General features: G+C 70.1%; 17 protein-coding genes. 11 read left to right on the forward strand and 6 right to left on the reverse strand.

Annotated elements, in window-relative coordinates; all coding sequences use genetic code 11:
- The first annotated feature begins 78 nt into the window (after positions 1 to 78).
- On the forward strand, positions 79 to 1,524 hold the full coding sequence (locus LBN7_RS18895; RefSeq protein ID WP_407360495.1) for a hypothetical protein: 1,446 nt from the start codon (positions 79 to 81) through the stop codon (positions 1,522 to 1,524).
- A gap of 9 nt (positions 1,525 to 1,533) precedes the next feature.
- Here the strand turns inward: LBN7_RS18895 and sucB are convergent, their stop codons facing one another.
- The 3 genes from sucB to LBN7_RS18910 all read right to left on the reverse strand — a co-directional run bounded on the left by sucB (position 1,534) and on the right by LBN7_RS18910 (position 6,214).
- Positions 1,534 to 3,297: a 2-oxoglutarate dehydrogenase, E2 component, dihydrolipoamide succinyltransferase gene (sucB, locus tag LBN7_RS18900; RefSeq protein WP_407360496.1), complete on the reverse strand. Its 1,764-nt coding sequence runs from the start codon at positions 3,295 to 3,297 to the stop codon at positions 1,534 to 1,536.
- A 67-nt stretch (positions 3,298 to 3,364) separates the two neighbouring features.
- Positions 3,365 to 4,738, reverse strand: coding sequence for a dihydrolipoyl dehydrogenase (gene lpdA / locus LBN7_RS18905; RefSeq protein ID WP_407360497.1), 1,374 nt, complete (start codon positions 4,736 to 4,738; stop codon positions 3,365 to 3,367).
- 3 nt (positions 4,739 to 4,741) lie between these two features.
- Positions 4,742 to 6,214, reverse strand: coding sequence for a leucyl aminopeptidase (locus LBN7_RS18910; RefSeq protein WP_341945338.1), 1,473 nt, complete (start codon positions 6,212 to 6,214; stop codon positions 4,742 to 4,744).
- Positions 6,215 to 6,327: 113 nt separating this feature from the next.
- Between LBN7_RS18910 and LBN7_RS18915 the strand changes: the two genes are divergently transcribed.
- From LBN7_RS18915 to LBN7_RS18935, 5 genes are all read left to right on the forward strand, one after another.
- Positions 6,328 to 7,269: a proteasome assembly chaperone family protein gene (locus LBN7_RS18915; protein WP_116634852.1), complete on the forward strand. Its 942-nt coding sequence runs from the start codon at positions 6,328 to 6,330 to the stop codon at positions 7,267 to 7,269.
- A 168-nt stretch (positions 7,270 to 7,437) separates the two neighbouring features.
- Entirely contained in the window at positions 7,438 to 8,682 is a 1,245-nt protein-coding gene (locus LBN7_RS18920) for an RNA polymerase sigma factor (RefSeq protein WP_407360498.1), read from the forward strand.
- A complete protein-coding gene (locus LBN7_RS18925; RefSeq protein WP_207769933.1) occupies positions 8,682 to 9,374 on the forward strand; it encodes a coenzyme F420-0:L-glutamate ligase in 693 nt (230 codons plus the stop codon). The genes LBN7_RS18920 and LBN7_RS18925 overlap by 1 nt, the downstream gene beginning before the upstream one ends.
- A gap of 154 nt (positions 9,375 to 9,528) precedes the next feature.
- Positions 9,529 to 10,233, forward strand: a complete 705-nt coding sequence (locus LBN7_RS18930; protein WP_407360499.1) for an alanine racemase — start codon at positions 9,529 to 9,531, stop codon at positions 10,231 to 10,233.
- Complete coding sequence (locus LBN7_RS18935) at positions 10,230 to 11,270, forward strand: alanine racemase (RefSeq protein WP_407360500.1); 1,041 nt, start codon at positions 10,230 to 10,232, stop codon at positions 11,268 to 11,270. Before LBN7_RS18930 ends, LBN7_RS18935 begins: the two co-directional genes overlap by 4 nt.
- Before the next feature lie 70 nt (positions 11,271 to 11,340).
- Here the strand turns inward: LBN7_RS18935 and LBN7_RS18940 are convergent, their stop codons facing one another.
- Complete coding sequence (locus LBN7_RS18940; RefSeq protein WP_116634856.1) at positions 11,341 to 11,559, reverse strand: hypothetical protein; 219 nt, start codon at positions 11,557 to 11,559, stop codon at positions 11,341 to 11,343.
- A 181-nt stretch (positions 11,560 to 11,740) separates the two neighbouring features.
- On the opposite strand from LBN7_RS18940, the gene LBN7_RS18945 reads away from it, so the two are divergent.
- Positions 11,741 to 13,876, forward strand: coding sequence for a type IIA DNA topoisomerase subunit B (locus LBN7_RS18945; protein ID WP_407360501.1), 2,136 nt, complete (start codon positions 11,741 to 11,743; stop codon positions 13,874 to 13,876).
- Between the two features lie 5 nt (positions 13,877 to 13,881).
- On the opposite strand, the gene LBN7_RS18950 is transcribed toward LBN7_RS18945, so the two are convergent.
- Complete coding sequence (locus LBN7_RS18950; protein WP_407360502.1) at positions 13,882 to 15,099, reverse strand: glycosyltransferase; 1,218 nt, start codon at positions 15,097 to 15,099, stop codon at positions 13,882 to 13,884.
- 32 nt (positions 15,100 to 15,131) lie between these two features.
- Between LBN7_RS18950 and LBN7_RS18955 the strand changes: the two genes are divergently transcribed.
- From LBN7_RS18955 to LBN7_RS18970, 4 genes are read left to right on the forward strand one after another with little or no spacing between them, the layout of a single operon-like run.
- Positions 15,132 to 16,121 (forward strand): NAD-dependent epimerase/dehydratase family protein, encoded by a 990-nt coding sequence (locus tag LBN7_RS18955; protein ID WP_407360503.1) that lies wholly within the window; start codon positions 15,132 to 15,134, stop codon positions 16,119 to 16,121.
- Complete coding sequence (locus LBN7_RS18960; RefSeq protein WP_407360504.1) at positions 16,118 to 16,915, forward strand: MBL fold metallo-hydrolase; 798 nt, start codon at positions 16,118 to 16,120, stop codon at positions 16,913 to 16,915. Before LBN7_RS18955 ends, LBN7_RS18960 begins: the two co-directional genes overlap by 4 nt.
- Complete coding sequence (locus LBN7_RS18965) at positions 16,915 to 18,216, forward strand: F390 synthetase-related protein (RefSeq protein WP_407360505.1); 1,302 nt, start codon at positions 16,915 to 16,917, stop codon at positions 18,214 to 18,216. Before LBN7_RS18960 ends, LBN7_RS18965 begins: the two co-directional genes overlap by 1 nt.
- Entirely contained in the window at positions 18,203 to 19,135 is a 933-nt protein-coding gene (locus LBN7_RS18970) for a 3-oxoacyl-ACP synthase III family protein (RefSeq protein ID WP_407360506.1), read from the forward strand. Before LBN7_RS18965 ends, LBN7_RS18970 begins: the two co-directional genes overlap by 14 nt.
- A gap of 22 nt (positions 19,136 to 19,157) precedes the next feature.
- Here LBN7_RS18970 and LBN7_RS18975 read toward each other — a convergent pair whose 3' ends face one another.
- Positions 19,158 to 21,599: a DNA topoisomerase (ATP-hydrolyzing) subunit A gene (locus LBN7_RS18975; RefSeq protein WP_407360507.1), complete on the reverse strand. Its 2,442-nt coding sequence runs from the start codon at positions 21,597 to 21,599 to the stop codon at positions 19,158 to 19,160.
- Between the last annotated feature and the right edge of the window lie 3 nt (positions 21,600 to 21,602).

The raw sequence follows: 21,602 nt of genomic DNA on the forward strand, positions 1-21,602 counted from the left end.
ATTCGCCGAGCGCCATGAATTCCTCCACATCGTCCTCGATCGCCACCGCGTCGATCGCTGGTCCGCTCTGATGGGGACATGGCAGACGTCGAGATCGAAGACCGGGGCACCGCGCTCCTCCCGGGTGCGCATCGGGTGGTCCGGGCTCTCGATCCGACAGAAGGACCGTTCTCCGGCGTACTGGTCACTCGTGGGGACGCAGTGGCCGTGCGGGTGGATGCCACCGCTCTCGCCGGATGGCTGGGGTGGCGCTTCGCGGGAGCGGAGCATGTCGCGGGTCCGGTCGACGTCATCCGGCGTGCCGACGGACACGACGCGCTGCTGCCATGGTGCACCGACCGGGTGCTGGGGTTCCTGGTCCGCCGCGCGGCCGCCGGCTCCGCGTTGTCGTCGGGGGAGTGCAGCACGCTCGTGGTGAGCCTGCTGCGAGGACTCGACGAGCTCGGAGAAGGTGCCGCCGGGGTGCAGACGGGGGTGTGGTGGCTGACCGACGGCGGCCGCCCCATCCTCGTCCTCGGCCAGGGAGAGGACCCGCGGTCAGGAGCCGCGGAGATCATCGAGCGCCTCACGGAGCACTCCGGAGACAAGGCGCTGACCCGCGTCCTCGGCGGGGTGCAGCAGGGGCTCGTCAAAGCGCTTCCGCAGCCGCGCGTGCCGCGGCGGCTGCTGGAGGAGTGGGAGAAGGAGCTGCTTGCCATCGCGGCACCCCGTCCGATCGGCCGGGAGTCGCATGCCCCGGAGCGTGCACGCGACGTCGCTCGCACCGCTGTCGACGTCGACCGGTCCCTGACGCCTGTTCGCGGGATGAGGAGAGGCGGACTGCGGTCGCGTTCGTCGAGTGAGCGGCGGGAGAGGTCGCCCTTCGCTGTCGGGTTCGGCATGCTGCGGTCGATCGCATCCGGCATCCGCGCGCGTCTCGAGGGGCGGACCGGTGACTCCGCGGTCCGGCGGACGGCGGCGGAATCTGACGCCCCACGCTCGTCGTCTCGGCGGCGCGCGTTGATCGTCGCCGGCGGTGCGGCGGCCGTCGTGCTCGCCGGCGGCTTGCTCTGGCCGACAGGCGATGCGGCGGAATCGGCGGATGCCGCCAGGCGCACAGCTCCGCCGGTGTGGACATCCGACGACGCGACGGAGAGTCCGGGGCCGGGAGACGCGGGATCGGATGCGGCGGCCTCTCCGTCTCCGCCCGCAGACGACGGCGGACCCGAGGCGGCCGCCATCGCTCTGCTGGCGTTGGTCGCGGAGTGCCACACGACCGAGGACCGGGTCTGCGCAGACGCCGTCGCGGAGGGATCCGTCGGCGTGGTCGACGTGCTCGGCGACCGAGGAGAGGGCACGCCGACGGTCGAACTGGTGGACGAGTACGGCGACGTCGCCGTGGTGCGGCTCGGTCTTGCCGGCGGTCGTCCGGATGACGGTGCCGCCGACGCGACGACGGCGCCCGAGCAGATGCTGGTGCTCGAGCGCCAGAAAGAAAGATGGCTGGTCCGCGACGTCTACGGCGTCGCGGACCAGCCAGAGTGATGCGGAGTGTCAGGCTCCGAGCTGTGCGGCGAACTGCGCCGCCTCGAGACGAGCCTTCACCGCGCCGAGGAAGCGTGCGGCATCGGCGCCATCGATGATCCGGTGATCGTACGACAGTGCGAGGTAGACGTACGAGCGGACCGCGATCGCGTCAGCGCCGCCGACCTTCACCAGACCCGGGCGCTTGACGACCGTGCCGGTTCCGAGGATGGCCGACTGCGGGAGGAACACGACGGGCGTGTCGAACAGCGCGCCACGCGAGCCCGTGTTCGTCAGCGTGAAGGTGCCGCCCGCGAGCTCGTCCGGCTTCAGTTTGTTGTCACGCGTGCGCGCGGCGAGATCGGCGATCTCGTGTGCGATCTGCGCGATGTTCTTCGACGCCGCGTCACGGAGCACCGGCGTGAGCAGTCCGCGCTCGGTGTCGACCGCGATCGACACGTTCTCGCTCGCGGGGTAGACGATGTTCTCGCCGTCGACCGTCGCGTTCACGATGGGGAAGGCCTGCAGGGCCTCAGCGGTCGCGAGAGCGAAGAACGGGAGGAAGGACAGCTTGTCGCCGGTCTTCTCCAGGAAGGAGGCCTTCACGCTGTCGCGGTAGTCCGCGAGGGCCGTGACATCGACCTCGACGACCGTCGTCAGCTGCGCCGTCTGCTGCATGGACTCCACCGCGCGCTTCGCGAGGACCTTGCGCAGGCGAGACATCGGCTGCGTGGTTCCGCGCAGCGGCGAGACCTCGAGCGGTGCCGGAGCGGCAGCTGCCGGAGCGGCCGCGGCCGGGGCAGCAGCGGTCTCTGCCGCCTTCAGAACGTCTTCCTTGCGGATGCGACCGCCGACGCCGGTGCCGGTGACCGACGCCAGGTCGACGCCCTGCTGGGAGGCCAGGCGGCGAACCAGCGGCGTGACGTAGAGGTTGTCGTTCTCGGTCGGCAGGCTGAGCTTCGGCGCGTCAGGCTCGGCTGCCGGAGCAGCGGGTGCGGATGCGGCGGCAGGTGCCGGCTCAGCGGGTGCCGCAGCGGGTGCGGGAGCGACCGGTGCCGGCGCGGCCTCGGCTGCGGGGGCCTGAGCCACCGGTGCCTCAGCGGCAGGAGCAGCCGGTGCCTCAGCAGCCGGCGCCGGAGCGGCGGGTGCAGCACCCGAACCGACGCGAGCGAGAACGGCGCCGACGGCGACGGTCTCGTCTTCGGCGGCGACGATCTCCTGCAGCACGCCGGCGACCGGCGAGGGGATCTCGGTGTCGACCTTGTCCGTCGAGATCTCGAGGAGGGCCTCATCGACCTCGACGGTGTCGCCGACCTGCTTCAGCCAGCGCGTCACGGTGCCCTCGGTCACGCTCTCGCCGAGTTCGGGGAGGACGATGTCCTTCGCGTCGCCGGAGGGTGCAGCGGCAGGCGCGGCCTCTGCAGCGGGAGCAGGCTCGGCTGCCGGTGCCGCCTCGGCGACGGGAGCCTCAGCTGCCGGAGCGGCTTCCGCAGGTGCGGCTTCTGCTTCCGCGGGAGCGGCTTCGGTCGGAGCATCCGCGGCCGGGGCCGCAGCGCTGCCGTCGCCGATGCGCGCAAGCAGGGCGCCGACCTCGACGGTCTCGTCCTCGGCCACGAGGATCTCCTCGATCACACCGCTGACGGGGGACGGGATCTCGGTGTCGACCTTGTCGGTCGAGATCTCGAGCAGGCCCTCATCCGCCTGAACGGTGTCGCCCACCTGCTTGAGCCAGCGGGTGACCGTACCCTCTGTGACGCTCTCACCGAGAGCGGGGAGGACCACGGATGTGCTCATGACTGAGTCTCCTTCAAGAAGTTGTATGACGCGTATCTAGCTTAGTGACTCGGGCACCGGTTGGTGCTCAGAGGGCGTGCAGCGGCTTTCCGGCCAGTGCGAGGAAGGCTTCGCCGAGGGCTTCGCTCTGCGTGGGGTGCGCATGGATCAGCGGAGCGATGTCCTCCGGGTGCGCTTCCCAGGCGACGGCGAGCTGCCCCTCGGTGATGAGCTCGCCGACACGGTCGCCGAGCAGGTGGACGCCGACGACGGGCCCGTCCTTGAGGCGGACGATCTTGACCAGTCCGCTGGTCCCGATGATCTCGCTCTTGCCGTTGCCGGCGAGGTTGTACTCGTAGGCGACGACCGCGTCAGCGCCGTGCTCGGCGATCGCGGCATCCTCGGTCACACCGACGGAGGCGACCTCGGGGCTCGAGTAGGTGACCTTGGGGATCTGGGAGTCGGGGATGTTGACCGGCGAGAGACCGGCGATGCGCTCGGCGACGGCGATGCCCTGCTGGAAGCCGCGATGGGCGAGCTGGAGACCGGGGACGATGTCCCCCACGGCCCAGACGCCGGGAACGCCGGTGCGAAGATCCTGGTCGACGGTCACGAACCCGCGGTCGAGCTTCACGCCGGCCTCCTCGAACCCGAGGTCCGCGGTGACAGGTCCGCGTCCGACGGCCACGAGAAGGTAGTCGGCGGTGAACTCCTTGCCGTCTTCCAGCGTGACCGTGACCGAGGTCTCGTCCTGCGAGGCGGTCTGGAAGCGCACGCCGAGCGAGTACTGGATCCCGCGGCGGCGGAAGGCGCGCTCGAGACCCTTGCTGAGGGCGATGTCCTCGTTCGGGACGAGGTGCGGCAGCGCCTCGATGATCGTGACCTCGGTGCCGAAGGAGCGCCAGACGCTGGCGAACTCCACGCCGATCACGCCGCCGCCGAGGACGAGGACCCGCTCCGGGATGACGTCGAGAGCGAGAGCCTGCTCGCTCGTGAGGATGCGGCCGCCGATCTCGAGGCCGGGCAGCGATCGGCTGTACGAGCCGGTGGCGAGGATGACGTCGCTGCCGACGTACACGTCATCGCCGACGCTGATGCTGCGGTCCGCGTTGAGGCGGCCGAGTCCGGCCACGGTGGTGATGCCACGCGCCTTGACGAGCCCCTCGAGGCCCTTGAACTTCTTTGCGACGATGCCCTCGCGGTACGCGCGGACGCCTGCCGGGTCGATGCCCTCCAGCGTCGCCGTCACGCCGACGTGTGCCGCGTCCCGCACGTGCTCCGCCACCTCGGCCGCGTGCAGCAGCGCCTTCGTCGGGATGCAGCCGCGGTGCAGGCAGGTGCCGCCGACCTTGTCCTTCTCGATGAGGGCGACCGACTTGCCGAGTTCGCTGGCTCGGAGCGCCGCGGCGTAGCCGCCGCTTCCGCCGCCCAGGACGACGATGTCGAAGGTGTGGGTTGTCATGTGTCATGCCTCCTTGTGGGATGCTGCGGCCAGCGCGATGATCGTTCGGACCATCGCTCCGGTGGGGCCCTTCTCGGTGAAGCCGTATGCGGCGCCGGCGTGCTCGCCGGAACCCGCGATGTCGAGGTGCACCCAGGGGATGCGGGGTGCGTCCTCCGCGTCCGAGGTGCGCCCGACGAAGCGGCGCAGGAAGAGCCCGGCGTACGAGGCTCCGCCCATGCGATCGCTCATGTTCACGTTCTGGAGGTCGGCGATCGGAGACTCCATCGAGTCCTCCATGTACGACGGCAGCGGCATGTGCCAGGCGAGCTCATCGGCCTGCTCGGCCGCGGCGAGGAGCTCGGCGACCGTGTCGTCATCGCCGAACACTCCGGTGTGGCGGTGGCCGAGTGCCGCGACGATGGCGCCGGTGAGCGTGGCCACGTCGACGATCACGTCCGGGTGCTCGCGGCTCGCCGCGACGAGTCCGTCGGCGAGGACGAGCCGGCCCTCGGCGTCGGTGTTGAGCACCTCGACCGTCGTGCCGTCGAGGATGCGGACGACGTCGCCGGGGCGGAGAGCGCGACCGGACGGCATGTTGTCGGTGATCGCGAGCCACGCCGTGACCCGGACCGGGAGTGCCAGCGTCGCGATCGCGCGGAGGGCGGCGAGGCTCGTGGCAGCGCCCGCCATGTCGAACTTCATCCCTACCATCGAGGCCGCGGGCTTCAGGGAGAGTCCGCCGGTGTCGAACGTGATGCCCTTGCCCACGAGGGCGATATGGCGTGTCGCCTCGGCGGGGGAGTAGTCGAGTCGGACCAGGCGCGGCGGGCGGTCTGAGCCCTGCGCGACGCCCAGGATGCCGCCGAAGCCCTGCTCAGCGAGCGCGGTCTCGTCGAGGATCTCGACCGAGACGTCGAGGTCGGCGACGCTGTCCGCTGCGCTCTGGGCGAGCTGCGCGGGACTCTGCCACTCGGCAGGCACGTTCACGAGGTCCTTGATCAGCGCCACGGCCTCGCCGGTCGCCTGCGCCTTCGCGATCGACGCGTCGTCGATGTCGGCGTGCAGCAGGACCGCAGCAGCGCGGGACTTGCCCTTCTCGGACCGGTAGGTGTCGAAGCGGTACCCGCCGAGCACGGCGCCCTCGGCGGCCGCGGCGGCGAACGGCTCGAGTCCTGCGGCGAGTCCGACAGCCACGTTCTCGAAGCCGGTGAGCGAGCGCAACGCGGCACCGACGGCGTTGCGCACCGCGGTGTCGCTCGAGGCGGCGCCCGTTCCGACCACGGCGAACGGCAGCGATGTGACCTCGGGTGCGTACACGCGCGCGTAGGAGGAAGCGGATCCGGTGAACCCGATTCCGGCGAGCGCGTCGGCGAGGCCGGGGTAGGCAGCCAGCGACTCGGCCGATTCGGAGAGATCGGGGACGACGAGCACTGCGGCATCTGCAGCGCTTCCGGGGAACTGATCGGTGGTGTGCGAGAGCACGGGAAGCGTCATGCCTCCATCCTAGGATCCTCGCCGCTGCCCGGGTGCGCGGGGCCCGTCCGCGTGTTCGCTCTCAGCATGATGAGCCCAGCCCGGGCATCCGGACCTGCTCGTAGCATGGAGGCATGCCCTTCTCCGGTGAGATCCACGAACGCGTCGCGAATGCGCCGGCGGTGCCCCACGGCCTGCCCCTGGTCGTCCTCCTGACCGGGTTCACCGACGCCGGGAGCGCGGTGTCCGGTCTCATCGACCACCTGCGCGAGACCGCGTCGCCGGAGCCCGTCGTCGTCTTCGACAACGACGCGCTCCTCGACTACCGTGCGCGCCGTCCGGTGATCTCGTTCGATCAGGACCATCTCACGGAGTTCCGTCCGTCCCGGCTCGAGCTCTCGCTCGCGACCGACGCGCTCGGTCAGCCCTTCCTGCTGCTCGCGGGCTACGAGCCGGACTTCGCCTGGAACGCCTTCGCGGAGACGGTCCTCGACCTCGCCGCCGAGTTCGAGGTGTCCGGACTCAACTGGGTGCACTCGATCGCGATGCCGGTTCCGCACACGCGTCCGATCGGGACCACCGTCAGCGGCAATCGTCGTGAGCTCACGGTCGCGCACTCCGTCTGGCGCCCGCGCACGCAGGTCCCGGCGACCGCCGGTCACCTCCTGGAGTTCCGCTTCGTCGAGAGCGGACACCGCGCCGTCGGCTTCGTGCTGCTGGTCCCGCACTACCTCGCCGAGACGGAGAACCCGGATGCCGTGATCGCCGCCGCGGACAAGCTGATGGCGTCCACCGGACTCGTCTTCCTGGTCGACGCCGTGCAGGATCGCCGGGAGGACTACTTCACCCGCGTCGACGAGCAGGTCGCGGGGAACGAGGAGCTGCAGCAGATGGTGCACAACCTCGAGCGGCGCTACGACGCCTACATGGCGGGTCGCAACCCGGACGACGACACGTACGACGAGGGCGGGTTCAGCGAACGCGATCTGCCGAGCGCCGACGAGCTGGCGGCCGAATTGGAGCGCTATCTGGCGTCTCGTCCCTCCGGAGACGACGACAAGCCCGGTCGCGGCTGAGACGAATCGGCGTGAACTTCGCCGGAATGCATCCGCATCGCCACACGTATGCGATACTAGGACTCTGACCCGTTGTCAATCGGCGTTTTCGAACGCCGGACTTGACAAGGGTCTTACTAGTGTCCGAAATGTCCCGGGGCGGTCCCGCAGCCCCGTGAAAGGCGAAACGTGACTCCTGCCACGACGAAGAAAACACGGACGACGAAGAAGGCCGAAGAGACCGCCGTCGACGCCGAGGTCGAGGTCGACGCTCCTGAGAAGCCCGCGCCGCTGAGCGCAGCGAAGCGTGCGGCTGCCAAGCGCGCCCCCGTGAAGAAGAAGAAGTCGGATGACGTCGTCGAAGAAGACGAGGCTCCCGCTGTCGGCGCTGCCGAGGACGGCGACGACGAGGACGACGACTCCAAGCCGAAGTTCACCGAGCCGCTGCCGACCGGCGCGATCGTCATCTCGTCGAACGACGACGAGGACGTCCCGGTCTACTCGACGCAGATCACCGGTGCGACCGCCGACCCGGTCAAGGACTACCTGAAGCAGATCGGAAAGGTCGCGCTGCTGAACGCGGCCGAAGAGGTCGAGCTCGCGATGCGGATCGAAGCGGGCCTCTTCGCCGAGGAGAAGCTCTCGGCGATGACCGCAGCGGAGAAGACCGGTCAGCTCGGGCTCGACCTGCAGTGGGTCGCCCGCGACGGCCAGCGCGCCAAGAGCCACCTGCTCGGCGCCAACCTCCGCCTCGTGGTCTCGCTCGCGAAGCGCTACACCGGCCGCGGCATGCAGTTCCTGGACCTGATCCAGGAGGGCAACCTCGGTCTCATCCGCGCGGTCGAGAAGTTCGACTACACCAAGGGCTTCAAGTTCTCGACCTACGCCACCTGGTGGATCCGTCAGGCGATCACGCGCGCCATGGCCGACCAGGCCCGCACCATCCGCATCCCGGTGCACATGGTCGAGGTCATCAACAAGCTCGCCCGCGTGCAGCGGCAGATGCTGCAGGACCTCGGTCGCGAACCCACTCCGGAAGAGCTCAGCCGCGAGCTGGACATGACGCCGGAGAAGGTCGTGGAGGTGCAGAAGTACGGCCGCGAGCCGATCTCGCTGCACACCCCGCTCGGCGAGGACGGCGACAGCGAGTTCGGCGACCTCATCGAGGACACCGAGGCGGTCGTCCCGGCTGACGCCGTGGGCTTCACCATGCTGCAGCGTCAGCTCGAGCAGCTGCTCGACTCGCTGTCCGAGCGCGAGGCCGGCGTGATCCGGATGCGCTTCGGCCTCGGCGACGGCCAGCCCAAGACGCTCGACCAGATCGGCGACACCTTCGGCGTGACCCGCGAGCGGATCCGTCAGATCGAGTCGAAGACGATGGCGAAGCTGCGGCATCCGAGCCGTTCGCAGTCGCTGCGGGACTACCTCGAGTGATGCAGGCGAACGAGGGCAAGGCGCTGGAGACCAGCGTCGATGGAAAGAGCTTCGCGCGGATTCCGCTGCGCACCCGTGTCGTCATGCCGAATGACGACCTCGACGCCGTCATCACGGAGTACGCGAAGGACGCGGTGCGTCCTGGCGACCTGCTCTTCGTGACGGAGAAGATCGTCGCCATCACTCAGGGCCGGTCGTACCGTCTCGACGAGATCAAGCCGCGCAAGCTCGCGCTCTTCCTGTCGAAGTACGTGACCCGCACGCCGTACGGCATCGGACTCGGCATGCCCGAGACGATGGAGATGGCGCTGCGCGAGTGCGGCACGCCGCGCATCCTGGTCGCCTCGGCGGTCGCCGCCGTGACCAAGGCGTTCGGTCGTCGCGGAGACTTCTACCGGATCGCGGGCGACAAGGCCAGGGCGATCGACGGTCCGACCAGCCACACGATCCCGCCGTACAACGAGGCGGTCGTGCTCGGTCCGAAGGATCCGCGCGGTGTCGCGGCGCACCTGAAGGCGCTGCTCGGCGGCGATCTCGAGGTGGCCGTGGTCGACATCAACGACCTCGGCGGCAACATCCTCGGGTCCACGCTCGACAGGAACGGCGAGCGCCGTCTCGTCAAGATCCTCGGAGACAACCCGCTCGGACAGGGCCGCGAGTCCACGCCACTCGGGATCGTCCGCGAGGTCTGATCCCTTCGACACACTCAGGGACTCGTCGATCGAGGCAGGACCCGTCGACCGAGGCAGGACCCACCCATGCAGGAGGCCCGGATGCTCGGCATCCGGGCCTTCTGCGTTCCTGCGGCAGACATTCCCGACGAACCCGGAAGCTAGGCTGGAACGCGTGTGTGAGACGACTTCCAGCGCCCTGCCGCGTGCCGTGATCTCCCGCTCGGCACTCGCGGCCGCGGCATCCGCTGCGGTCCGCGCGGGCGGACGGACGGCCGACCTGCGGCGGGATGCGTGGGGACACGGGGTGCTGTCGGTGGCGCAGGCGGTCGCCGCCGCCGGCGCCGACCGGGTGCTCGTCGACTCGCAGGGCGAGGTCGACGCGCTGCGCCCCGAGGGGATCGACGCCGTGACGTCGGGGGCTGCGGACCTCGATCCTCATCTGCTCTACGGACTTCCCGACGATGCCGGGACCTCGACGCTGCAACCGGTCATGCGGCTCACCGGTCGGATCCTGTCCACCAAGCGCCTGCGCGAAGGCGACGCCGTGTCCTACGGCTACACGTATCGCGCGCCGGCGGACACCACGGTGGCGCTCGTGACCGGCGGGTACGCGCAGGGCATCGTCCGCGCGCTCGGGAATCAGGCGCACGTCGATGTCGAGGGCATCGCCCGCCCGATCGTCGGTCGTGTCGCGATGGACGTGTGCGTCATCGACCTCGAAGGGCACGACGTCGCGTCCGGCACCGAGGTCACGTACTTCGGCGGAACCGGATCGGCGGCGTCCGCGCTGAGCCGATGGGCGCAGATCACCGCGATGTCCGTCGCCGAGCTCGTCACTGTCGCCGGTGCCCACGCCGCTCGGGGGTGGGAGGCGTGACCCGCCCGGAGCTGCGGATCAGCAGCGCGGCGTTCCGCGCGAACATCGAAGCCGTCCGAGCCCGCATCGAGCCGTCGACGCTCATGCTGGTCCTGAAGGACGACGCCTACGGGCACGGCTTGCGCTGGGCCGTCGAGACCGCCGTGCAGACCGGCGTCCGGTGGTTCGGCAGCTACGACATCCGCAGCGGTCTGGAGGTGCGTCGCATCGCCGGCGGCGACGTGCGCATCTTCGCCTGGGCGACGTCGACGGATGACGAGATCGACGAGGCGCTGGCGCACGACATCGACCTCGGCGTCGGCACGACGGAGTACCTGGAGCGCGTCATCGCCCGTGCCGCCGTCCTCGGCGCATCCGCGCGTGTGCACCTCAAGATCGACACCGGACTGCATCGCAACGGCGTGCTCCCGGAGGAGTGGCCCGCCGCGGTCGCGGAAGCACGCGCGGCGGAGCGGCTCGGGCATCTCGAACTCCTCGGCGTGTGGAGCCACATCGCCGAGGCGAGCGACGCGGAGGACGACGAGGCGCAGGCCGTCTTCCTGGATGCCGTTCGCATCGCCGGCGAGTCCGGAGCCGCACCGGCGCTCCTTCACCTCACGGCATCGGCCGCGTCGTGGTGGCGTCCGGAGCTTCGCGGAAGCGTGTCGCGCATCGGGGCGTTCTGCTACGGCATCCGCTCCGCGGACGGGCCCGATCTCGATGGCGTCCGGCCGGTCGCATCGCTGAGCGCGCTCGTCGAGGATGTCGTCGAGGACACCGCGGTGATCGCGATCGGGAGCTTCGACGGTCTGCCGTCCACGCTGTCCGGGATGCCGGTCGGCACGCCGGGCGGCACGCGCACCCTCCGCGTGATCGGTCAGACGACATCGGTCGTCGACGGGTGGCCGGGGATGCGCGTCGGCGACGAGGTCATGCTGTTCGGCGCGGGGGAGTCCGGTGAGGTCAGCGCGACCACCCTGGCGGAGCGGATCGACACCGTCGGCGAGGAGATCCTCACCCGGTTGACCCCTCGCGTGCGCCGTATCGTCCGGGAATGAGAAAGACTCCGGACCGCGCGAACGCGCGACCCGGAGTCGGAAGTCGGCCGGAGCCGGTGAGCAGCCTGCGTCAGACGGTCTCGACGAGGCGAGCGCTCTCGTCGTGCCAGCTGGTGGCGATGCTGCGGAGCTTCTCTTCGTACTTGCGGCCGTGGTGGGCGCAGAACAGGAGCTCGGATCCGTTGACCTCTGCGGCGATGTAGGCCTGAGCGCCGCATGAATCGCAGCGATCCATGGCGGTCAGGCGGAACTCGATGGCGGAAGCCTCACGTTCGGTCGTTGCATTCATCTCGGTGCCTCCTCGGGTGTCGGCCTCGCTGTGGGTCGTGCTCAATACAACCACGCTGCACCTGTGGGCATGCCCGGATCACGGCGTGTTTCGCTCAGCGCGTACGCGATCCGCGCGGGGTGGATCCCGCTGGGGAGTGTCTGCCGGCCGAAGCGGGGCGGCGAGAATAGACTCGGAGATTGTGACCGCCGAGTATTCCGCCCATCATCTCCAGGTGCTTGAGGGGCTCGAGGCTGTCCGCAAGCGCCCAGGCATGTACATCGGGTCGAACGGATCGCCCGGGCTCATGCACTGCCTCTGGGAAGTCATCGACAACTCCGTCGACGAAGCCGTCGCCGGCAACGGCGACAAGATCGACATCATCCTGCACGACGACGGCAGCGTCGAGGTCCACGACAAGGGTCGAGGCATCCCGGTCGACATCGAGCCGCGCACCGGTCTGAGCGGTGTCGAGGTGGTCTTCACCAAGCTGCACGCCGGCGGGAAGTTCGGCGGCGGCTCGTACGCGGCGTCGGGCGGTCTGCACGGAGTCGGAGCCTCCGTCGTGAACGCGCTCTCCGAGCGGCTCGACGTCGAGGTGGACCGCGGTGGCAAGGTCTACGCGATGTCGTTCCATCGCGGCGAACCCGGGATCTTCACCGACACGGGCGAGAAGCGGCCCGACGCCCCCTTCCGTCCCTTCGAGGACAAGAGCGAGCTGCGCGTCATCGGCAAGGCTCCCCGGGGCGTGACCGGCACCCGGATCAGGTATTGGGCCGACCGGCAGATCTTCACGAAGGATGCCGCCTTCCAGCTGAAGGACCTCGAGACGCGCGCCCGTCAGACGGCGTTCCTCGTGCCCGGACTCGAGATCCTGGTCCGCGACGACCGCGATCGCGGACCCCAGACGGCCTCGGCATCCGCAGAAGGCGTGCTGGCCGCCGTCGTCGACGAGGTGCCGCGCGAGATCTCCTACCGCTACGAGGGCGGCATCTCCGAGTTCGTCGACTATCTCGCGACCGATCCTCCTGTCACCGACAACTGGCGCATCCAGGGGGAGGGCACCTTCAAGGAGACCGTCCCCGTGCTGCAGGCCGACGGCCACATGATCGCCACCGAGGTGGAGCGGGTCTGCGCCGTCGACATCGCGCTGCGCTGGGGCACCGGCTACGACACCACGGTGCGCTCCTTCGTCAACATCATCGCGACGCCCAAGGGCGGCACGCACCAGCAGGGCTTCGAGCAGGAGCTCCTGAAGGCTCTGCGCGCGCAGGTCGAGCAGAACGCCCGCCGGCTCAAGGTCGGCAACGACAAGCTCGAGAAGGACGACGTGCTCGCGGGTCTCACCGCCGTGCTCACGGTCAACGTGCCCGAGCCGCAGTTCGAGGGCCAGACGAAAGAGGTGCTCGGGACGCCCGCCGTGCGGCAGATCGTCGCGCAGGTGCTCCGCAAGGATCTCGCGCAGCGCTTCACCTCGACCAAGCGCGACGACAAGAACCAGGCGTCGCAGCTGCTCGACAAGATCGTCTCCGAGATGAAGGCGCGTGTCTCGGCGCGTGCGCACAAGGAGACGCAGCGTCGGAAGAACGCTCTGGAGTCCTCCACGCTGCCGACCAAGCTCGTCGACTGCCGCACCAACGAGGTCGAGCGCAGCGAGCTCTTCATCGTGGAGGGCGACTCGGCGCTCGGCACCGCCAAGAACGCCCGCAACAGCGAGTTCCAGGCGCTGCTGCCGATCCGCGGCAAGATCCTCAACGTGCAGAAGGCCTCGGTCAGCGACATGCTGTCGAACGCCGAGTGCGCATCGATCATCCAGGTGATCGGAGCCGGCTCCGGCCGCACGTTCGACATCGACGCCGCGCGGTACGGCAAGGTGATCCTGATGAGCGACGCCGACGTCGACGGTGCGCACATCCGGACTCTCCTTCTGACGCTGTTCTTCCGGTACATGCGTCCGCTGATCGAAGATGGTCGCGTGTTCGCCGCCGTGCCGCCGCTGCACCGCGTGATCGTGATGAACCCGGGCTCGAAGCCGAACGAGACGATCTACACGTACAGCGAGCAGGAGATGCACGCGCTGTTGGCGAAGCTCCGCAAGTCGGGCAAGCGCTGGCACGAGCCGATCCAGCGCTACAAGGGCCTCGGCGAGATGGATGCCGAGCAGCTGGCCAACACGACCATGGATCGTTCGGGGCGCCTGCTGCGCCGGGTGCGGATGGAGGATGCCGAGGCGGCCGGTCGCGTCTTCGAGCTGCTCATGGGCAACGAGGTCGCCCCGCGCCGCGAGTTCATCATCGATTCCTCCGGGCGTCTGTCGCGCGAGGCCATCGACGCCTGATCGCGTCAGCGGACCGTCGCGAGGGCTGCCTCGTAGACGCCGACGAGTGCGGCGCGATGCGTGGTCTGCGCGACCTGCGGGCGATGCGCGACGGCGGCGGCGCTGAGCCTGGTCACCTCGGCGGGATCGTCGCGCAGCCCTGCCAGGGCGACGGCGAGGCCCGCGGCGTCCGGAGTCGGCGTCACGATCCCGCCGCCCGGTGGCAGGGTCTCCTCCAGATCGGGATCGGTGACGATCACGGGAAGACCGGAGGCGATCGCCTCGAGCAGCACCATCGGCTGGTTGTCGAAGTCGAGCGAGCTCGAGACCAGGACGTGCGCCCGACGCATCGCCGCGAGGACCTCGGACTGCGGGACCGGGCCGTGCACGTGGACGCGACCGTCGGCGCCGCCCGCCGCCCGCCGCGACACCGCACCTCGGGAGATCCCGTCGCCGTACAGGTGCGCCACGACGCCCGGCACCCGGGCGACGGCGTCGAGGAAGACCTCGGGGCGCTTCTCGGGTGACAGCCGTCCGCACCACATGACCTGCAGATGCTCGCCCGGGGCGACCGTGCGCGCGACGGGCTCGCCGATGTCGTCGAGCACGGACGCCTCGAGGCCGTTCGACAGCACCGTGATCGGGGTGTCGACGCCCTGGGCGAGGAGCTTCTCCGCGAAATGCGCGGACGGAACGATCACCCGATCGGCATGGTTCGCCTGACTGACCATGAGCCGCCACATCCGCCGGGCCGTCCGCGTGCGGGTGTACGAGGACGTGACGTCGACCCGCGCACGCTCGTGGCTCATCCGCCGGCGGTGCATCCCGGCCAGCAGCGCCGTGGTCACGCTCGGCAGCGGGAGGACCGAGCGCGTGTAGACGTCGATCCGGCCGTGCATGGTCTGCACGATCGGGATGCCCGACGCCCTGGCGGCCTCGAACCCCGCCAGCGCGGCGAACATCTCGGTGTGCACGTGCACGACGTCGACCGCGCGGCGGCGCAGCTCGTCCTGCAGGAACGCGGCGGCGCCCGAGGGCGTCCAGGTGAACGGGTAGCCGTCGGGGGCGAAGCCCCGGGCGGTCGGAAGCCGGACGACGGCGGGATCGGAGCTCGGCGCGGAGAGCGGGGCGAAGACCAGGACGTCGTGTCCGTCCCGCTCCAGCTCCTCCCGGTGCGCCTTGATCACGGTCTGCACCCCGCCGAGCGTCGGCAGGTAGTAGTCGGTGACCATGGCGATGCGCACCCCCTCAGACTAGGGCCGCTATGGTGAGGAGCATGTCCGGAGCCCGTGTGCTGGTGACGGGGGCGAGCGGGTTCCTCGGCGGTCACGTCGTGCGTGATCTGCAGGCACATGGGTTCGAGGTGTTCGCCGCCGGACGCGATGCTGCCGCCCTCGCCGCGGTCGCCGACGGGGAGCACCGCGTCATCGGCGATCTGGCGTCTCTCGCGTCTGCGGAGCTCCCGGTCGACGCGGTGATCCACTGCGCCGCCCTCTCGACGCCCTGGGGGCCGTGGAAGGCGTTCCGCGAGGCGAATATCGAGGGCACCGCGCACATCGTCGAGTTCGCCCGCCGCAACGGCGTGCGCCGCATCGTGCACGTCTCCTCGCCGAGCGTCTACGCGGCGCCGCGCGATCGCCTCGCCATCCGCGAGGACGATGTGGACCCCGGCAACCGCCTCAACGGATACATCCGCTCGAAGATCGCCGCCGAGGGCCTTCTCCAGGATGCTCGCCGCGCGGCCGCGTTCCCCGAGCTCGTGATCGTGCGACCCCGGGGGCTCATCGGCGCCGGCGACCCGAGCCTGGTCCCGCGTCTGCTCGACGTGCATCGTCGTGTCGGGATCCCTCTGTTCGACGGGGGAGGGAACCTGATCGACGTCACGGCTGTCGAGAACGTGGCGACCGCCCTCCGGCTCGCGCTCGACGCCGGCGATCCCGCGGGCGGCGTGTACAACATCAGCAACGACGATCCTCGTCCGTTCCGCGACCTGCTCGCCGAACTGCTGCGGCTCGTGGGGGAGACGCCCCGGATGCGCCCCATGAGCAGACGGTTCGCGTGGGTGCTGGCGGCGGTCCTCGAGGCCGTCTTCCGGGTGGTGCCGGGTCGCCCGGAACCGCCGCTCACCCGCTACACGCTCAGCACGATCGCGTACTCGCAGACACTCGATCTGACGCGGGCGAAGGCCGAGCTCGGCTACCGACCGCTCGTCTCGCTCGACGAGGCGCTCGCCCGTGCGGCGGCCGATCAGAGGACGCCCGCATGAGCGCGCGGCTGCGGCACTACGTCTGCGGGAGCACGGCGCACGACCTCTCCGCCATGTTCCGCGGCGGCGCGCACGAGTCGCGCGAGTTCCCCTCCGGTGTCTTCCTCTTCGACGGACCGGACGGTCGCCGCATCCTCTTCGACACGGGCTATGCGCCGGGAGCATGGGACACCGGGTGGCGGGGCGCCGCGTACCGCCGTCTGCTCCCGCCCCAGGTCGCACCCGACGACGACATCGCTCGACAGCTGGCCGACGACGGCGTCGATCCGGCATCCGTCACCCACGTCGTGCTCTCCCACCTGCACCCCGATCACATCGGCGGGATCCGGCGATTCCCGGGGGCGACGTTCGTGATCACCGCCGGGCACCGCAGGTCGCTGGCGGCACCGCGGCTGCGTGCCGGCATCCTCACCGGACTGCTCCCGGACTGGTTCGACGATGCGACGCGGATCGTCCTCCACGACGCCGACTTCCCCGTGCGGCACGTCGGCGGCATCGCGCTGCGGGGCGCCGACCTCTTCGGAGACGGATCCTATCTCGTCGTGGATCTCCCCGGACACGCGGACGGGCACATCGGCGCCCTGGTGGACGGGCGCGTCCTGCTCGCCGGCGATGCCGCCTGGGGGCGAGACCTGCTCGGGGCGACCGCCGACCTCCGCACGATCCCTCGAGCCGTGCAGCACGATCACCGCGCCTATCGCCGCACGGCGGCACTGCTGGAGGATGCGTCCGCCGCCGGCATCCGCATCGTCTGCAGCCACGACCCCCTCGGCGCGAAGGAGCTTCTGGACTGATGTCGACGGTGCGCATCCTGCGGGAGTTCGTCGCTGTGCGGTGGGTGCGGCGTCTGCGCACGCGCGCCGCGGTCGAACAGCGCCAGGCGAGGCTCCTGCGGCGTCATCTGCGTTTCCTGCGCCGCCGATCGCCGTACTTCGGACGACTGCTCGAGACGCACTCCTTCGCGCAGCTCCCGCTCATGGACAAGAGCGTGATGATGGGCCGCTTCGACGAGATCAACACGGTCGGCGTGCAGCGCGACGAGGCGCTGGCCCTGGCGATCGCGAACGAGCGGTCCCGGGACTTCGATGCCGACCTCGGGGCGAACTCGGTCGGCCTCTCCAGCGGGACCAGCGGACATCGCGGGCTCTTCATCGTCAGCCCCCAGGAACGGGACGCCTGGGTCGGCACCGTGCTCGCGCGGACGCTGCCGCGTGGGCGGCTCACGGGCCATCGCATCGCGCTCTTCCTGCGCGCGGACAACAGCCTGTACGAATCGGTCGGCTCCAAGGCGGTGTCGTTCTCCTACTTCGACGTGTACGCCGACATGGAGGAGAACATCCGCCGCCTCGAGGCCTTCCGGCCGACCATCCTCGTCGCACCGCCGTCTGTCCTCCGCCTGATCGCCCGTGCGGCGGATGCCGATCGCCTCGGGACCGTTCCGCAGAAGGTGTACGCGGTCGCCGAGGTGCTCGAGATCGCGGACGAGGCGCGCATCGCCACGTCGCTGCGCCAGCCGAGGATCCACCAGCTCTATCAGTGCACCGAGGGCTTCCTCGCGCACACCTGTGAGGCGGGCGTGATCCACCTGAACGAGGACAGCGTCCTCGTCGAGCGCGAGCAGCTCGACGACCGGCGGTTCACGCCGATCGTCACGGATCTCCGCCGCCGCGCGCAGCCGATCGTGCGCTACCGTCTCGGCGACGTGCTCCGTGCCCGCACCGAGCCGTGTCCGTGCGGGAGCGCCCTCGCGGCGATCGAGCGCATCGAGGGACGGGAGGGGGACACCCTGGTGTTCCGCGGGCACGACGGCCGCCGCGTCCCCGTGTTCGCCGACGTGATGTCGCGCGCGCTGCTCTATGCCGAGGGCTTCGACGAGTATCGGGTGGTGCAGACGAACGCGTCGCTCCTCGAGATCTCCCTGGACGTGCTCGATGATCGGACGACGGGCAGCGTCACCGCCGAAGTGCAGGCCCTCGCCGAGCGACTGGGCTGCGAGCGGCCGGAGATCGTCTTCCTGCCGTACACGCGGGACGGATCGGTGAAGCTGCGCCGAGTGGCGCGGACCTGGAGGGGGGATGCCGATGAGGAGCTGTGAGATCGTCGGCTGGGGCAGCGTGCTGCCGCAGCAGACCGTGCGCTTCGGCGACGAGGTGCGCTATCGCATCGCGGAGGACGTGTCGCATCTGGACATGCTGGCCGGCGCGTGCGAGCGGGCGCTGGCTCGCGCCGGCATCGGCATCGAGGACGTGGATCTCGTCCTCGGGGCGTCGGCGGCGGGCGTCCAGCCCATCCCGTGCACGGCGGCACTGGTCCTCGAGCGGCTGACCCTCGAGGGGCATGCGGCGGCATTCGACGTGAACTCGACCTGCACCAGCTTCATCACGGCGCTCGACGTCGCGTCGCGGTACCTCGACTCCGGCGACCACGAGACGATCCTCGTGTTCTCGGGAGACGTCGGGACACGGTTCCTGAATCCCGCGCAGCGCGAGAGCTACGAGCTGTTCAGCGATGCCGCCGCGGCGGTCGTGCTGCGCCGATCGGACGACCCGTCGCGGGGCGTGATCGCCAGTGCTCAGCAGACCTGGCCGGCCTATGCGCACGACACGGAGATCCGTGGCGGGCTGTCGCGCTCACCGGCGCAGCTCTATGCGGAGGCCGACCCCGGCGACTACCTCTTCGACATGGACGGCCGTCGTGCGCTCCTCGGCATGATGCGCGTCCTGCCGGGATTCTTCGAGCGGTTCCATGACCGCCACGGCATCGACTACGACGACGTGGCGCTGTGGGTCCCGCATCAGGCCTCTGCCGCGCTCGGACCCATGCTCGACCGTCTCGGCATCCCGGCGGAGCGCCGCGTCGACGAGGTCGCCGCGTTCGGGAACATGGTGTCGGCCTCGGTGCCGTTCATGCTGACCCGGGCTCTCGAGGCGGGCCGTGTGGGCGCCGGCGACATCGTGATCCTCTGCGGAACCGCCGCCGGGCTCACCGCGAACGTGCTCGCGCTGCGTCTCTGATGCCGAGGGCGTCGCCCATCGGTCAGACGATCGTGCGGCCGATGCTGCCGATGACCCCGTCGATCGGCTGACCGGAGGCGTCGCGACGTGCGCCGGGCTCGGGGAGCTTGCGCACCGCGCCGGTCGGGTCGACGGCCTGCGCGGGGTTCGGCCCGACCCAGGCGACCGTGAGACGGTCCTCGCCCTTCAGGAACGAGTGCGCCCGAACGCCGCCGGTCGCGCGTCCCTTCGCCGGGTACTCGGTGAACGCCGAGACCTTGGCCCGACCGGGGTCGGTGCCCGGCAGGATGCTGTCGCCGCCCGAGACCGTCGCGACGACCGCGTCGGAGCCCGCGGCGACCACGCCGAAGAAGAGGACGGAGGCACCGGCGGAGAGCTTGACGCCCGCCATTCCGCCGGCAGGGGCACCCTGCGGACGGACCGCGGACGCCGCGAAGTGCAGCAGCTGCGCATCGGTCGTCACGAAGACGAGCTCGGCATCGTCCGCTGCCTCCGCCGCACCGACCACCGTGTCACCGGGCTTCATGCCGATGACCTCGAGCTCGGGGCGGACCGGGAGGGCCGACGGGACGATCCGCTTCACGGTGCCCTGAGCCGTGCCGAGCGCGATCGGCGTCTCGCTGTCGAAGCGCACGAAGCCGATGATCCGCTCGTTCTTCGACAGGAGGCCGAGATAGTCGCGCAGAGGCGTCCCCGCCGCGAGCTGCACCGATGTCGCCGGCACGGACGGCAGGTCGACGGGGGAGAAGCGCATGACACGCCCTGCGCTGGTCAGTGCGCCGAGCTCCGCGCGCACCGTCGTCTCGACGGTCGTCAGGATCGCGTCGTGCTTGCTCCGACGGGCCGGAACACTCAGCTCCTGCCCCTCGACGAGATCGACGCGCACGGCGCGGCCGGTCGTGGAGAGCACGAGCACGGTCGGGGCGTCGGCGATCTGCAGATCGACCGATCCCTTCGTGGCGCGCGGCTTCGGGGGAGCGGCGTTCATGAGGAGGGTGCGACGCGGGGTGCCGTAGGCATCGGCGGCGGCATCGAGCTCCCGGGCGACGACCGCTCGGAGGAGCACCGGGCTCTCCAGCAGTTCGCGCAGCGCGGCGATCTCCGCGAGCAGGGAGTCCCGCTCCGCCTCCAGTTCGATGCGGGAGAACTTGGTGAGTCGACGCAGGCGCAGCTCGAGGATGTACTCCGCCTGCAGCTCGCTCAGGTCGAACACCGAGCGCAGCCGGGTGCGGGCCTGCTCGGAGTCGTCGGACGAGCGGATGACCTGGATGACCTCGTCGATGTCGAGGATCGCGATGAGAAGTCCCTCGACCAGGTGCAGTCGCTCCTCGCGGCGCGCCAGACGGTAGCGGCTGCGACGCGTGATGACCTCGAGACGGTGGCCGACGTAGACGCTCAGCATCTCCTTGAGGCCGAGTGTGCGCGGCTGCCCGTCGACGAGGGCGACGTTGTTGATGCTGAAGGAGTCCTCCAGCGGCGTCAGCCGGTAGAGCTGATCGAGGACGGCGTTGGGGTCGAAGCCGGTCTTGATGCCGATCGCGACGCGCAGTCCGTGGTTGCGGTCGGTGAGGTCGGTGACGTCGCTGATCCCCTGCAGCTTCTTCGCCTGGACCGCGTCGCGGATCTTCTCGATGAGGCGCTCCGGGCCGACCATGTAGGGCAGCTCCGAGACGATGATGCCGGTCCGCCGCGGACCGAGCGGCTCGACCGAGACCTTGCCGCGCACCTTGAGCGCGCCGCGGCCGTTCGTGTACGCGTCCTTGACGCCGTCGAGGCCCATCAGGATGCCGCCGGACGGGAAGTCCGGACCCGGGACGAACTCCATGAGCTCCTCGGTGGTGGCATCCGGGTTCTCGAGCAGGTGCGTCGCGGCGGCGACGACCTCGATGAGGTTGTGCGGCGCCATGTTGGTCGCCATGCCGACGGCGATGCCGCTGGCGCCGTTGACGAGGAGGTTCGGGAAGGCCGCCGGCAGCACCGCCGGCTGCTGGAACTGCCCGTCGTAGTTCGGGATGAAGTCGACGACGTCCTCGTCGAGGTTCTCGGTCAGAGCCATCGCGGGGGCTGCGAGGCGGGCCTCGGTGTATCGCGCGGCGGCCGGGCCGTCGTCGAGCGAGCCGAAGTTGCCGTGCCCGTCGACCAGCGGCACGCGCAGCGCCCACTCCTGGGCGAGCCGCACGAGGGCGTCGTAGATCGCGGTGTCGCCGTGGGGGTGCAGCTTTCCCATGACCTCGCCGACGACACGGGCGCTCTTGACGTGGCCGCGATCGGGACGCAGGCCCATCTCGGCCATCTGGTACAGGATGCGGCGCTGCACGGGCTTCAGACCGTCGCGCGCGTCGGGCAGGGCGCGCGAGTAGATCACCGAGTACGCGTACTCGAGGAACGAGCCCTGCATCTCGCTTCCGAGGTCGATGTCCTGGATGCGTTCCTCGACGGGCTCGGGCGGCGGGGTTTTCGGCATGGA

Origin of the sequence: Microbacterium sp. LBN7, from assembly GCF_045690345.1 — a bacterium.
Lineage (GTDB): Bacteria > Actinomycetota > Actinomycetes > Actinomycetales > Microbacteriaceae > Microbacterium.